Consider the following 13,263-nt stretch of genomic DNA (forward strand, 5'->3'; position numbering starts at 1 on the left):
AAATGAATCCTTAAACTCGCTACAACAGATATATGTTCGATAATCCTTGGTTTTGATAAAATTTGGGTTACTTTTGCTTAATTATATTGAATCTAAATAAGAATTGGAGACAACAGTCGCACGTTTAAAGAGAGGTCAGAAAGGAATTATCAAGGAGTTTACCGAGGATTTACTTCCCATTAAACTACTAGAATTGGGCTGTCTTCCTGGCAACGAAATAGAACTTGTACAAGTTGCCCCTTTAAAGGATCCTATATATATCAATGTAAATGGTTCCCACATTGCTATAAGGCGAATTATCGCCGAACAAATTGCCTTGGAAATTATTGAAGATGATGTTGCGTTATGAGCAAACAAATCAATGTAGCCCTTATTGGAAATCCAAATACAGGTAAAACTTCGGTCTTCAACCAACTTACCGGTCTTAATCAAAAAGTTGGTAATTATCCAGGTATAACCGTTGAAAAAAAAGAAGGAATTTGTAAGCTTCCTAGAGGTGTTAGAGCGCATATCATTGACCTTCCTGGAACTTACAGCTTAAACACAACTTCCCTTGACGAGAGTGTTGCAGTGGAACTTTTGCTCAATAAAAATGACAGGGACCACCCCGATGTTGCCTTAGTCGTATCTGATGTAGAGAACCTTAAAAGAAATCTCCTTCTTTTTACACAGATAAAGGATTTAAAAATCCCGGCCATCTTAGTAATCAATATGGCCGATAGAATGACCCGAAAGGGCATTAGCATCGATATCGAACTTTTAGAGGAAAAACTCGATGCCAAGATTGCCTTGGTAAGTACGCGAAAAGGTACGGGTATAGATAAGCTAAAAGAGCTTATTTCGGATTATAAAAACTTATCAAAAGTTCCAAATGTAGATACTACCGTTATCGCCCCGGAATATTTTGAAAAGCTCAAAAAAACATTTCCAAAAGAGGATATTTATAAGCTATGGTTGGTCATAACTCAGGATGTCAATTTCATGCCCATCCAAAAAAACTTGATTAAGGATGCCTCCTCCTTTAGCACAAAGTCAAAGTCCGAATTAAAAAGATTACAGCAAAAAGAAACCATATTAAGGTATCAGTTTATCAACGGCATCCTAAAAGAAACGTATAAGGTAGACATCAATGCCGCCAAAGGATTCAGGGCTACCCTTGACAAAGTACTGACGCATAAAATCTTTGGCTATCTAATTTTCTTTATCATACTATTAACCATTTTTCAAGCCATTTATGGTTGGAGCGAATATCCGATGGATATGATCGATGGATTCTTTGCCTCCGCTACGGAATGGGTGAAGGAAACCTTACCGCCTGGTGTATTTACCAATCTTATTGCTGAGGGTGTTTTGGCTGGTATTGGTGGAATTGTCATATTCATACCCCAAATAGCTTTTCTATTTCTGTTCATTGCCCTTTTGGAAGAAACAGGGTATATGAGTAGGGTGGTATTTCTGATGGATAGAATCATGAGACCCTTTGGGCTAAGTGGAAAAAGTGTGGTCCCATTAATATCTGGAACGGCTTGTGCCATTCCTGCTGTAATGGCGACAAGAACCATTGAAAACTGGAAAGAGCGGTTGATTACCATCTTGGTAACCCCATTTACTACATGTTCCGCACGGTTGCCGGTGTACCTCATTATTATTGCTTTAGTCATTCCCGAAGGGAGTTTTTTAGGATTGAGTTTTAAGGCTCTAACCTTAATGCTCTTATATCTTTTGGGGTTTGCCGCGGCCATTTTATCCGCTATGGCACTCAATAAAATATTGAAAATAAAAAGTAGGTCTTTCTTCGTAATTGAACTTCCAAACTACAAACTACCCCTACTTAAAAATGTGGGATATACGGTACTGGAAAAAACCAAAAGTTTTGTCTTTGGCGCAGGTAAGATAATTTTGGCCATCTCCATTATTCTTTGGTTTCTGGGTTCTAACGGATACTCCGACAATTTTAAAAATGCAGAGTCGATCGTAGCGAACCGTATAGAAGAAAATGGCTTTTCGGATAACAGCAAAACCTATATTGAAAACAATTTAGCACAGTATCAAGCTTCATTGAAGAATGAAAAAATAGACAGAATGTCACCTGAATTTAAGGATTCTGTACAGGTAATGAACTCCAATTTAGAAGAGAAGGCATTGAATCAAGAAATAGCTAGTTATAAATTAGAACATTCTTATATGGGCTATATGGGAAAAGCAATAGAACCCATTGTACGACCCTTGGGATATGATTGGAAAATCGGAATTGCTGTATTAACATCCTTTGCCGCAAGAGAGGTTTTTGTGGGTACTTTGGCAACAATCTATAGTGTTGGCAACGATGAAGAGGAAACCATTAAAAACAGAATGGCCGCAGAGGTAAACCCAGTAACCAAGGAACCCTTGTTCAATTTAGCTTCCGGTATTTCATTATTGTTATTTTATGCCTTTGCCATGCAATGCATGAGCACATTAGCTGTAGTGAAAAGGGAGACCAATTCTTGGAAATGGCCCACTTTCCAATTGGTATTTATGAGTCTGTTTGCTTATATTGTTGCTTTGATTGCCTATCAAATCTTAAAATAAATGGAGATACTACAACACATATTGGTTTACTTGACCGTGGCGATTTCTTTAGGCTATCTAGTTTTTAAATTTTTATTGCCCAAAACACTGTTCTCGAGTGGAAAGGATAATTCAAAAGCCTGTGGCCAGGATGATTGTGGTTGCCACTAAAGAAGTTCAAACCTCAACACTGGGCCTTTGCTTTGTTAAGGAATCAATAAAAATTTCACAATAATATCCAAAAGGATATGGTTTTATACATAGGGATACTTTAGTTTGTACTCTAGTCGAATCACCGTATGAATAAAGCGAAAACCTTTTTTATTTGGGGCCTTTATATTTTATTTACTCCTTTTCTTTTGGCCCAAACCTTAACTTCCACGGTATTGGATAGTACTACTCAAAAACCTGTTCCTTATGCCACGGTTTTACTAAACAACAAGGGAGTAATTACGAATGAAGAGGGGAAATTTACTTTTTTGATGGATGAAGGAGTGCAGGAAATGGACTCGCTTTTCATTTCCTGTATCGGATATGAGTCCATTGGCAAACCCCTGAAGGAGTTCAAAGGAAAAACTATTCTTTTAGCCCCTAAAGCCATAGAACTCAGAGAGGTTATTGTGTCCAATAAGGACTATACACCAGAGGAAATACTGAAATTGGTGGAGGACAACATCGAAAAAAATTATCACTATGGTTTCACCAAAAAAAGACTGTTCTTAAGAGAGTCCTATTCGAACTATATCGAAAAATCTGATTATCGCATAAAGGAGTCCACAATACCGGCGTTGAACAGGGAGTTTTTAGATAGTGTACTAAGGTCCGTACCCACAAATGACACCTATTATACGGAAGTCCTCGGTGATCTTTACGGAAACGAAGAGGAAGACGATCAGAAGTTAGACTTGATAAAAGCTTCGGAACTCTATGATAAAAGCAGTCGCCTGGACCTAGAAAACTTGGAAGAACGATTTAATGAGATTGTCAAGAAAAATGTAAAAACGGATTCCTACTTTAAGGTAAAATCTGGGTTGTTCGGAACCAAGATGGACGCAGATGAACTTTTTGAAGCCGAAGTGGACTCCAATGACGTTAAATCCCTAAATAAAGAGCTCGAGGAAACTACGGAACGTAAAAAGTTCTTTTCTAACTATAAAAAAAGAACTTTGGCCAACTTATATACCAACCTTCCCATTTTTGAGGATTCGGATTATAATGTACTCTGGAAATCCAGACGGTATGACCTTACTCTGGAGGCATTCACCTTTATTGGGGACAAGGCCTTATATGTCATTGAATTTAAACCAAAAAGATCCGAAGAATTTAGAGGCAAACTATATATAGACGCCAATGATTTTGCACTCGTTAAAATGGATTTTGAAAATGTAGAGCCTCTAAGGAAATTTAAACTTCTTGGCATTTCCTTAAACGAATACTTGGCTAAGGGAAGTATTCTCTTCGGTAAGGATGGCGACGGTAAATACAGTCTTCGCTATTACGAAATTACCAAAGGAAATAGGGTCGGTTTCAAAAGGCCCGTAAAAATCATTGAAAAAAATAAAAACGTAAAGGGACGAAGGAAGCAAAATGAACTTCATCTAAAAATAGATGCAGCTTTTAACGGTCGCAACAAATATGAAGTAGTCGTATTTGAAACGAATCCCATATCTGAATCTGCGTTCGAATCCTTTACAGAAAAAAAGAATGTACTCCCGCAGTACATGCCCAATTATGATCCTGAATTTTGGCAAGGATATAGTATTATGGAACCCAACACGGCCATCAAGGAATTCACTTCTGAAGTGAAAGAAGAAGAATAATCCCATAATATTATTTGAAAAACTAAAAATCGCTTCTTGAGAAGCGATTTTTTTATGTCTCGTTGTAACCTTTTGTAAATTCCTGACTATATAGTGTAAAGGATCAATTAAAAAATACCTTTTGAAGGAACTAACCAACGAAGAATTAATGACATCCGTTTCCAACGGGCAATTGGACACTTTAAAGATTCTCTTTGAAAGGCATCACGTTCATGTTTTTAACTTTTTGTACAAAATGTGCGGCGATAAAATGTTGAGTGAAGATTTGACCCAAGAGGTCTTTTATAAAATCATGAAGTATAGAAACTCCTATCATCATGGGAATTTCGTTTCCTGGATGTTCACTATCGCCCGCAACAGTTTAAAAACACATTTTAAAAGAAACAAACCACATGACGATATTGAAAATGTTTCGTTTAATCTCATTGCCGAAAATGAGGACAATTCCGAGGAATATTCGCAGTTACAATTGGCACTGGCAAAACTAAACACTTCTGATCGAGAATTACTGGTTCTGAATCGTTTTCAGGAGTTAAAATATAATGAACTGGCGGAAATAACGGGAAGTACACCAGGGGCCGTAAAAACTAAAGTCAGTCGGGCACTAAAAAAATTGAGGACCATTTATTTTAAAGAATTATGAAGGTATCACACGAAAAAATAGATTCTTTATTACCATTATATCTAGCAGGTGAATTAGACCTCATAGAGATAGAAATGGTAGAAAAGCACTTGGAAGATTGTAAGGAATGTAGAGATGCTCTTGATTCGTTCAAAAGTCTAACAGAAACCTTTCAACAAGAAGAGGTACAGGTTCCTTCCCAGAACCTCCGCCTTAAATTTCTGGAAGCTTTGGAAGAAGAAAAGAAAAACCAGGGAAGGGTTATTTCAATGAACAAAAAACCTAGTGGACTTACCTTAATTTCATTAGCCAAAATTGCAGCTGGTTTTGCCATTTTGGTCGGCACTTTCATGATGGGTAAAGGTTATGAATCAAAACAAGCAGAATTGGAGTATGCCCTTTTGGAAAACGAGGTATTAAAATCTAAGGAAATGGCCATGCTTTCCCTTATGGATAATCAATCCGCAAGTAAACGAATTCAAGGAGTCAACTTTATTGAGGCCTTTAGGGAGCCTGATGTAGAAATTTTAAATGCCTTAACGGAAAGAATGTTATTCGACGAAAACACCAACGTACGTATTGCAGCCGTAGAAGCCCTGTCTAACTTTTCCGTTTCAGAACGTGTTAAATCGGCCTTTATAACTGCCTTGGAAAAGGAAAAGAACCCAAGTGTACAAATTGCAATCATAAAAAACTTGGTAAGGGTTCAAGAGAAGAAAGCTACTGAACCTATGAAAAAATTATTGGAGTTGGAGGAAACCCAACCCTTTATTAAAGAAGAAATCAAAAAAGGATTACCACAAATTATGTAAACATAAGTGCTGAGCGTAGGCGAAGCATCAAAAAACGAAAAATCATGAAAAAAACCACCTTATTCCTATTTACAATTGCCCTATCCCTTGGATTGCAGGCACAGTCAGAATTTAGTAAGTCTTTAAACGGAATCGAATGGGTAAAAATTGAAACAAAATCGAGCATCACACTTACAACGCACGACAAAAATGAAGTGTTGATCAAAATAAGCGACCCCAATCCCAAGCCCGAAAAGGCGGCAGGACTAAAACTCCTTGGAGCTTCCGGCGTAGACAATACCAATGTTGGGTTTAACGTGGCCCAAGTAGGGAACAACCTGATAGTAGAGAACATTAGAAAAAACCAAGAGGCCACAATTTATTTACCTAAATCACAAAATGTTTCCATCACGAATTCTTGGGGAGGACGTATTACCATTTCCGGATTCTCAGGAGAAGTAGAAGCCAATTCCAATTTAAACGGGGAGCTCGTCTTGGAAAACCTTTCTGGTCCTGTTACGGCGTATTCCCTAAATCATGGAATTAAAATATCATTCGACGACGTAAATCAAAATGCTCCCATTGTGCTTAGTACTACGAACGGTGAAATTGATGTCACCATTCCTTCCTCAGCCAAAGCAGACTTGGAACTTAGCACTTGGAACGGAGATATTTACTCCAACTTTGACATTGCAACGCCTAACAAAGATGGACTCAAATCTATATCCAGTAAGAATATTAAAGGAGCCATCAATGGAGGTGGAACCAACTTAAGACTTAAATCTACCAATGGAAACATTTATTTAAGAAAAAAATAGAACAATCAATAAAACGAACAGTCATGAAAAAACTACACATCACTTTGGTGTTGGGCTTGATCAGCCTTACGCTTTCCGCCCAAAAAATAATTGAGGAAAACATCGATTACAAGAATCAGTATATAGAAATCGTTGTAAAATTTGCTTCGGATATCAAAATACAAACATGGGACAAGTCATTCATTTACTTTAAGGGGGACATAAGCATGAAGGAAGCGAAATACCAAGACGTCTTTAAAATCAATATTGAAAAAAATGCGGATGAAATAAAAATTAGCTCAAATTCCGAGAAAGTCTTTAAGCAGGTATGGGAGGATTATGAAAAGAAATATGGAAAAAAGAAATACTATTTCTCACAAGAAAACGAATATAGGTTCGACTATGTAATTTATATCCCAAAAAACGCAAAATTTAAAATAAGCAGCATTAATGGGGATATGAAGTCCGATATTATAGAAGGAAATTTTACGGCAGACTTAATCAATGGCAATATCGATATAGCAAAATATTCGGGTGACTTGAATCTAACGACGATAAATGGAGAAATAGACCTTAAAATGATGGATGCCAGTTTGGTTGCCGAAACCATCCATGGCGATATCTACGCAGATGAAAAGTTAAAATTTAAATACGCTGACCGTCATGTGGGTTCTAAAATTTCAGGAATAACGGCAAGTGGCAAAAATCGACTCAAGTTGAATACCATAAATGGTAATATGTATCTAAGGTATTAGATCAAATTTTTAATCAGATTATAGAGTAGCAAGCACCAACCTGCTACTAATAGAAGGCCCCCAAGGGGAGTAACTGGACCTAAAAATTTCAGCTTCTTCCCTTTTGATGTGCCTATACATAAACCATATATACTAAAGGAAAAGAGCAATATTCCCAGTATAAAACAATAGACCATGTAACGCTCCGTGGATGTTTCAAGGTTTAGATTAAAACTAATCATTAAAAGTACCAAGGCATGATACATTTGATATTTGACCCCGGTTTCAAAACTTGTCAATTGTTCCGGTGTAAAAGATTTTTTAAGGATATGTGCACCAAAAGCTCCAAAAACAACAGCCAATAGACCATATAGCGCACCTATAAATTGAGCTAAGAGAACCATATTTTAAATTTGGTTGTAAGATAAGTATTCAAAAGAAAAGAGGCCTTCAAAAAAGTAGGCCTCATATGAAATGATATTTCTAGCTTAGTACAATTTATGCTTCGTCATAAAAAAATTGCTCTTTTACGATTTTACCATCCTTAACTTGGTAAACGGCTATTTCAGACGTTTTAGATCTCTGCCCGGATGGTTTGTGCGTGGTATCCATTTCAAAACGAAGTGAAAACCAATTATCCGCAACTATAGGCTCGGATACAGATGTGTCATGCACTTCAAAATTCTCTTGCCACCACTCTCCTTTTTTTTGTATGCCTTCAAAACCTTCAACACGTCCACCCTCTGCGGTTCCATCGTTTTCAATACTCACGATGTTGGGACTGTACAATTCTTGATAGGGTTTTTCAAAGTCTCCTTCCTTACACCACTTAACGAGCTTTTCTGCAATTTCACTGGTTTCCATATTTTTAGATTTTAGGTTGTTTGCTTCAAATTACAAAATCTAAATAAATTGTTGTAGACTAAAACAACCTAATATGTAGATTATCTTAAGTCAAATAAAAATGGTTTCATAACGAATTTATTAAAAAACTTCACCTTTCCTTCTATACATTCTTTTATAAAAGCTTAGAACATAAATCCTGAGATATAGTTAACTTTAGGGGAGAAATAAATAAAATGAAAAAACTCCCATTAATCACTTTGATTGTAATCTCCATTTTTTTATACAATTGTGGAACTCCAAAAAATACTATGGAAAATAGTTCCAAAACGGAAACCATAGATAGAGAACGAACGGATATTTCCTTATTGGACAGAATACGAAAAAAAGGTGGGGTTATTGTTAGAAATGGTGTACCACTAATTAATAAAGCTGCCAATTCATTTAGTTCGGAAGGTAGTCAGGAACCCTTATATGTGCTAAACTCGCAGGTTATAGGTAATTCGTTTGATTCTGTAAATGACCTTGTTGACAGTTTTAATGTAAAATCGATAAGGATATTGTCCGGTTCGGAAGCATCGAGCTATGGTACACAAGGAGGTAAAGGTGTAATCCTTATAACTACTTTTAAATAAAACAAACTTTAGTTGGGAGTCATTCTCATCTTGAGTTTTTCCTGTAAGCCATGAAATAAATTAACGGTCTCCACAGAATCTTTAAGGTTAAGATATAATTTAAGGGAGTCCATATAGACGAGCTTTATCTTGGGTTGCGATATGTTGTCCACAAAAACGTAGGCTTTTTTATCGGTTAAAGAGTCCTGGAACTCCCGAAATATTCCCTTTTCCTTTTCCAGGGCAGAAAACCCATTCAAGCGTTCCATAGGTGGAATTCTTTCTAAGAAAACAACACTGTCCAACTCGGAATATGGTACGGTTTCCACATAAAATCCTGATACAATTCGAATACTATCAGGAGCCGTTTTAATCCAGTTTTTGTAATGCATGGTCAATGCGGAGAGACAGGTAATTATAGTCAATACCAATAATAAATTCCAAAACCAATGTCTCTTTTTGGCAGCCATATCGATCTATTCCATTTTTTTTATAAAGGCAGTCCTCACAATTCTTTTCTCTGAAGAAAACGCTATACAATATCTATAACTTGGTAATTTTAGAAAAATTATTCGGATATCTATCTTTCAACAATATAGTATTGGTTTAACCTAAACCTACATCCAAAGTCATCATAATTATAAATCCCGCTATGAAGCCCATTACGGCAACATCTGAATGTTTATCCTGTTGGGTTTCGGGAATAACTTCTTCAACTACAACAAAAATCATGGCACCAGCGGCAAATGCAAGCGCATAGGGTAAGATGGGTTGAAAAGTTATTACTGCCCAAGCCCCGACAACAGCGGCAAATGGCTCTACCAATGCCGAAGCTTGTCCATACATAAAGCTTTTTCCTCGACTAAGCCCCTGTCTTCTTAATGGCATGGCAACGGCGAATCCTTCAGGAAAATTTTGAAGCCCTATACCCAGTGCCAAGGCTACGGCCCCTCCAATGGAAGCACCTTCAAAACCTGCAGCTACTCCACCAAACAAGACTCCTACTGCAAGACCTTCGGGAATATTGTGCAAAGTAATTGCAAGTGTTAGCAAAGTTGTTCTGTGCCAAGGGGTTTTGACACCCTCTGCCTCACTTTCCTTAAAATTAATGTGCAAATGGGGCAATACCTTATCCAATCCAAAAAGAAAAAATGCACCCAAAAGAAATCCTACGGCCGCAGGAATTACTTTAACGAACCCTTCACCAGGGCTCAATTCTATACCTGGTGCCAAAAGGCTCCAAAAACTTGCGGCTACCATGACACCACCCGTGAAACCCAGCATGGCATCCATCACCGCCCTATTGGGGTTTTTAAAAAAGAATACCAAACCAGCTCCCAAAGCCGTTAACCCCCATGTGAATAGCGTTGCATAAAATGCAGCTAAAATCGGATTTATCGATTCAAAATAATCTATTACCTGACCCATATCAATGCAATTAATTTTTCTCCAAAACTTCCAAAAATAGGTTGGAAGCTATTTGATCGGATATTCTCATTTCTTTATTATTCACCTCAATACTAACGGAACCATCGAAATCCTCTTTTTCCAAAATTTTCAGTGTATCTCCAAGTGAAATTCCATTTTTATCCAAAAACTTTAAAAATGCAGCAGAAGAATCATTTACACCCACACAAACACCTTCAGATCCTAAAGGCAGTTCGCTGATCAGTTTTTTCACTGATTTTTTAAACTCCCCTTCTTTGGATGGTATGGGGTCGCCATGGGGATCAACCCGCGGGTTACCCAAATAGGTATCCAATTTATCTATAAGCTTATCGCTCTTTATATGCTCCAACTGTTCCGCAACCTCATGTACCTCATCCCAGGCAAATCCTAACTTATCCACTAAAAAAACCTCCCATAGTCTGTGTTTCCTAATTATGGAAAGTGCGGTCAATTCCCCATGTTCGGTAAGCGAAACACCTTTATACTTTTTGTATTTCACCATGTTTTTCCCGGACAATTTTTTAAGCATATCAGTGACCGAAGACGGTTTGGTCTCCATTTGAACTGCAATGGCGTTTGTGGATATGGGCTGTTCCTTTCCACTACCCAAATGATATATCGCCTTTATATAATCTTCCTCTGAGAGTGTCATTTCGAATTTTATAAAAGACTAAATTACATTTTTATATCTAAAAACAAATATTTAGATTTGTCTAAATTTATATTTAGTAAAACTAAAATTATATTTTAGGGCATGCTTTTGAGGTTGTTTTTATTCTATGTATTCATTTTCAATTGTTTTCTGGTCTTTACCCAAGATGCCAGTGTTTCTGGTATGATTACCTCTGAAAATGAGACATTACCCTTTGCGAACATTTTTCTAAAGAACACGGAAATAGGAACTTCTTCAAACGAGACTGGAAAATTCGTATTAGAAGGTATTACACCAGGAACATATACTTTGGTCACCTCTGTTTTAGGTTTTAGACCATTTACGAAGAAAATAACCCTGACCAAAAATCAAAACCTGCTTCTTGACATTAGCTTAGAGCCAACAGCTGAAAATCTGGATGAAATGGTGGTGACGGGGACCTTAAAAGCAGTGAGCCGTTCTGAAAGCCCAGTTCCCGTAGAAGTTTACAGTCCAACATTTTTAAAAAAGAATCCAACGGCAAGTATATTCGAAGCCTTGCAAAACGTAAACGGGGTCAGACCGCAAATAAATTGTAACGTATGCAATACTGGGGATATTCATATCAACGGTTTGGAAGGGCCATATACCTTGGTATTGATAGACGGTATGCCCATTGTTAGTGGATTAGGGACCGTATACGGTCTATCTGGTATTCCTAATTCCCTAATTGAACAGATAGAAATCGTTAAGGGACCGGCTTCCAGTCTTTATGGTAGTGAAGCCGTGGGAGGCTTAATCAATATTATCACCAAAAACAATTTAGAGGCGCCCGACTTTGCCGCCGATACCTTTTTAACGGGATGGGGAGAGTACAATTTGGATATAGGTGCTAAAATTGATGTTGGTAAAAAAACGAATGTCCTTTTGGGCGTCAACTATTTCAATTTTGACCAATTGGTGGATAACAATGGAGATAATTTTACGGATTTAACCCTTCAAAATCGTATATCCATTTTTCAAAAATGGAGTTTTGAACGACGGGACAACCGAATATTTTCATTGGCCGCGAGATATTTCTACGAAGACCGATGGGGTGGAGAATTGCAGTGGACACCAGAGTACCGAGGCGGAGACGAAATCTATGGCGAAAGTATTTATACCAGCCGATGGGAAATACTGGGAAACTATCAATTACCCTTCAAAGAAAAATTGTTATTCTCCTTTTCCTACAACGATCATAGCCAAAATTCGGTTTATGGGGATATACCCTACATCGCAGACCAGCGGATTGGGTTTTCACAATTGACTTGGGATAAAAAATTGGGCAAGCACGACCTTTTGTTGGGCACATCACTCCGATATAATTTTTACAATGACAATACGACGGCCACCGTTGTTGCCGACGAGGTTCTAATTCCCAGTGTATTCCTCCAAGATGAAATCAGCCTGGCCAAAAGACACTCCTTGCTGTTAGGTCTTCGCTATGATTATGACAAAAGGCACGGCGCTATTTTTACGCCTAGGACGGCCTATCGATTTAAGGTATCCGAAAATGACATTCTTCGTTTGAACGCGGGAACCGGTTTTAGGGTGGTTAACCTTTTTACCGAAGAACACGCCGCGTTAACTGGAGCTAGAGATGTAATCGTTACCGAAGAATTAGAGCCAGAGCGCTCGTTCAACATCAACCTCAACTATCTTAAAAAGATATATGGGTCTAACGGGACATTTGCAAGTATCGATGCATCGCTTTTTTATACCAACTTCAGCAATGCCATTTTACCGGATTATGACACGAATCCAAATCAGATTATTTATGACAATTTAGATGGCAGGTCAGTTTCCAAAGGGGTAAGCGCAAATATTGATGTCGTCTTTCCTAACGGATTTAAATTTTTATTGGGAGCTACATTGCAGGACGTAAGTCAGACCGAAAATGGCGTCACAACAAGGCAAATTCTTACGGAAAGCTATACCGGAACCTGGAATCTAGGGTATACGTTCAATAGTCTTGACATTACCATAGATTACACAGGGAATTTATACGGTCCTATGCGTTTACCAACTTTGGGGGAAAGTGACCCTAGAAGTGACTATTCACCGCTTTGGAGTGTCCAGAACATCCAGTTTACCTATAAGGGATGGGATAATTTTGAATTCTACGGAGGTATAAAGAATTTGTTGAATTGGACTCCAAACCGAGGAAACCCCTTTATTATAGCCAGGGCTAACGACCCTTTTGACCGGGAGGTTACGTTTGATAACAATGGAAACCCAGTTGCCACACCGAATAATCCAAATGCGCTAACGTTCGACCCCTCTTATGTCTATGGGCCCAACCAAGGTATCCGTGGTTTTTTCGGGATGCGATATAGACTTAATTAATACGTTTTCTTTCCGATAAGATCC

15 protein-coding genes are annotated in these 13,263 nt (G+C 37.8%); 10 read left to right on the plus strand and 5 right to left on the minus strand.

Annotated features, from left to right (window positions below; all coding sequences use genetic code 11):
• Positions 1 to 103: 103 nt before the first annotated feature.
• The 8 genes from PP182_RS03560 to PP182_RS03595 all read left to right on the plus strand — a co-directional run bounded on the left by PP182_RS03560 (position 104) and on the right by PP182_RS03595 (position 7,335).
• Positions 104 to 349: a FeoA family protein gene (locus PP182_RS03560; RefSeq protein ID WP_272649945.1), complete on the plus strand. Its 246-nt coding sequence runs from the start codon at positions 104 to 106 to the stop codon at positions 347 to 349.
• The gene (gene feoB, locus PP182_RS03565; protein ID WP_272649946.1) at positions 346 to 2,571 is read left to right on the plus strand and encodes a ferrous iron transport protein B; all 2,226 of its coding nucleotides are present in this window, start codon (positions 346 to 348) and stop codon (positions 2,569 to 2,571) included. The genes PP182_RS03560 and feoB overlap by 4 nt, the downstream gene beginning before the upstream one ends.
• Positions 2,572 to 2,721 (plus strand): hypothetical protein, encoded by a 150-nt coding sequence (locus tag PP182_RS03570; protein WP_272649947.1) that lies wholly within the window; start codon positions 2,572 to 2,574, stop codon positions 2,719 to 2,721. It abuts the gene before it with no gap.
• A gap of 128 nt (positions 2,722 to 2,849) precedes the next feature.
• Complete coding sequence (locus PP182_RS03575; RefSeq protein ID WP_272649948.1) at positions 2,850 to 4,370, plus strand: carboxypeptidase-like regulatory domain-containing protein; 1,521 nt, start codon at positions 2,850 to 2,852, stop codon at positions 4,368 to 4,370.
• A 121-nt stretch (positions 4,371 to 4,491) separates the two neighbouring features.
• A complete protein-coding gene (locus tag PP182_RS03580) occupies positions 4,492 to 5,013 on the plus strand; it encodes an RNA polymerase sigma factor (protein WP_272649949.1) in 522 nt (173 codons plus the stop codon).
• The gene (locus PP182_RS03585; RefSeq protein WP_272649950.1) at positions 5,010 to 5,804 is read left to right on the plus strand and encodes a zf-HC2 domain-containing protein; all 795 of its coding nucleotides are present in this window, start codon (positions 5,010 to 5,012) and stop codon (positions 5,802 to 5,804) included. Before PP182_RS03580 ends, PP182_RS03585 begins: the two co-directional genes overlap by 4 nt.
• 44 nt (positions 5,805 to 5,848) lie before the next feature.
• A complete protein-coding gene (locus PP182_RS03590) occupies positions 5,849 to 6,601 on the plus strand; it encodes a DUF4097 family beta strand repeat-containing protein (protein WP_272649951.1) in 753 nt (250 codons plus the stop codon).
• A 23-nt stretch (positions 6,602 to 6,624) separates the two neighbouring features.
• A complete protein-coding gene (locus PP182_RS03595; RefSeq protein ID WP_272649952.1) occupies positions 6,625 to 7,335 on the plus strand; it encodes a hypothetical protein in 711 nt (236 codons plus the stop codon).
• Here the strand turns inward: PP182_RS03595 and PP182_RS03600 are convergent.
• Together PP182_RS03600 and PP182_RS03605 are read right to left on the minus strand one after the other, a co-directional pair.
• On the minus strand, positions 7,332 to 7,718 hold the full coding sequence (locus tag PP182_RS03600) for a DUF423 domain-containing protein (RefSeq protein ID WP_272649953.1): 387 nt from the start codon (positions 7,716 to 7,718) through the stop codon (positions 7,332 to 7,334). The genes PP182_RS03595 and PP182_RS03600 overlap by 4 nt on opposite strands.
• A gap of 94 nt (positions 7,719 to 7,812) precedes the next feature.
• Positions 7,813 to 8,178 carry a nuclear transport factor 2 family protein gene (locus PP182_RS03605; RefSeq protein WP_272649954.1) on the minus strand — a complete coding sequence of 122 codons (366 nt, stop codon included), beginning with the start codon at positions 8,176 to 8,178 and terminating at the stop codon, positions 7,813 to 7,815.
• Between the two features lie 215 nt (positions 8,179 to 8,393).
• On the opposite strand from PP182_RS03605, the gene PP182_RS03610 reads away from it, so the two are divergent.
• Entirely contained in the window at positions 8,394 to 8,792 is a 399-nt protein-coding gene (locus tag PP182_RS03610; protein WP_272649955.1) for a hypothetical protein, read from the plus strand.
• An 8-nt stretch (positions 8,793 to 8,800) separates the two neighbouring features.
• Here the strand turns inward: PP182_RS03610 and PP182_RS03615 are convergent, their stop codons facing one another.
• The 3 genes from PP182_RS03615 to PP182_RS03625 all read right to left on the minus strand — a co-directional run bounded on the left by PP182_RS03615 (position 8,801) and on the right by PP182_RS03625 (position 10,872).
• Positions 8,801 to 9,241: a hypothetical protein gene (locus PP182_RS03615; RefSeq protein ID WP_272649956.1), complete on the minus strand. Its 441-nt coding sequence runs from the start codon at positions 9,239 to 9,241 to the stop codon at positions 8,801 to 8,803.
• A 136-nt stretch (positions 9,242 to 9,377) separates the two neighbouring features.
• Positions 9,378 to 10,199: a ZIP family metal transporter gene (locus PP182_RS03620; RefSeq protein WP_272649957.1), complete on the minus strand. Its 822-nt coding sequence runs from the start codon at positions 10,197 to 10,199 to the stop codon at positions 9,378 to 9,380.
• 10 nt (positions 10,200 to 10,209) lie between these two features.
• The gene (locus tag PP182_RS03625) at positions 10,210 to 10,872 is read right to left on the minus strand and encodes a metal-dependent transcriptional regulator (protein WP_272649958.1); all 663 of its coding nucleotides are present in this window, start codon (positions 10,870 to 10,872) and stop codon (positions 10,210 to 10,212) included.
• A gap of 102 nt (positions 10,873 to 10,974) precedes the next feature.
• On the opposite strand from PP182_RS03625, the gene PP182_RS03630 reads away from it, so the two are divergent.
• Positions 10,975 to 13,239: a TonB-dependent receptor gene (locus tag PP182_RS03630; protein WP_272649959.1), complete on the plus strand. Its 2,265-nt coding sequence runs from the start codon at positions 10,975 to 10,977 to the stop codon at positions 13,237 to 13,239.
• Positions 13,240 to 13,263: the final 24 nt, after the last annotated feature.

The sequence above is a fragment of the Maribacter sp. PR1 genome, from assembly GCF_028464145.1.
Lineage (GTDB): Bacteria > Bacteroidota > Bacteroidia > Flavobacteriales > Flavobacteriaceae > Maribacter.

What these genes read in the sequence shown, in the direction of transcription:
- PP182_RS03570 (WP_272649947.1), top strand. Translation starts at nt 2,572, where the DNA reads ATGGAGATACTACAACACATATTGGTTTACTTGACCGTGGCGATTTCT.
- PP182_RS03575 (WP_272649948.1), top strand. Translation starts at nt 2,850, where the DNA reads ATGAATAAAGCGAAAACCTTTTTTATTTGGGGCCTTTATATTTTATTT.
- PP182_RS03585 (WP_272649950.1), top strand. Translation starts at nt 5,010, where the DNA reads ATGAAGGTATCACACGAAAAAATAGATTCTTTATTACCATTATATCTA.
- PP182_RS03620 (WP_272649957.1), bottom strand. Translation starts at nt 10,199, where the DNA reads ATGGGTCAGGTAATAGATTATTTTGAATCGATAAATCCGATTTTAGCT.
- PP182_RS03590 (WP_272649951.1), top strand. Translation starts at nt 5,849, where the DNA reads ATGAAAAAAACCACCTTATTCCTATTTACAATTGCCCTATCCCTTGGA.
- PP182_RS03605 (WP_272649954.1), bottom strand. Translation starts at nt 8,178, where the DNA reads ATGGAAACCAGTGAAATTGCAGAAAAGCTCGTTAAGTGGTGTAAGGAA.
- PP182_RS03600 (WP_272649953.1), bottom strand. Translation starts at nt 7,718, where the DNA reads ATGGTTCTCTTAGCTCAATTTATAGGTGCGCTATATGGTCTATTGGCT.
- PP182_RS03615 (WP_272649956.1), bottom strand. Translation starts at nt 9,241, where the DNA reads ATGGCTGCCAAAAAGAGACATTGGTTTTGGAATTTATTATTGGTATTG.
- PP182_RS03595 (WP_272649952.1), top strand. Translation starts at nt 6,625, where the DNA reads ATGAAAAAACTACACATCACTTTGGTGTTGGGCTTGATCAGCCTTACG.
- PP182_RS03610 (WP_272649955.1), top strand. Translation starts at nt 8,394, where the DNA reads ATGAAAAAACTCCCATTAATCACTTTGATTGTAATCTCCATTTTTTTA.
- PP182_RS03625 (WP_272649958.1), bottom strand. Translation starts at nt 10,872, where the DNA reads ATGACACTCTCAGAGGAAGATTATATAAAGGCGATATATCATTTGGGT.
- feoB (WP_272649946.1), top strand. Translation starts at nt 346, where the DNA reads ATGAGCAAACAAATCAATGTAGCCCTTATTGGAAATCCAAATACAGGT.
- PP182_RS03630 (WP_272649959.1), top strand. Translation starts at nt 10,975, where the DNA reads ATGCTTTTGAGGTTGTTTTTATTCTATGTATTCATTTTCAATTGTTTT.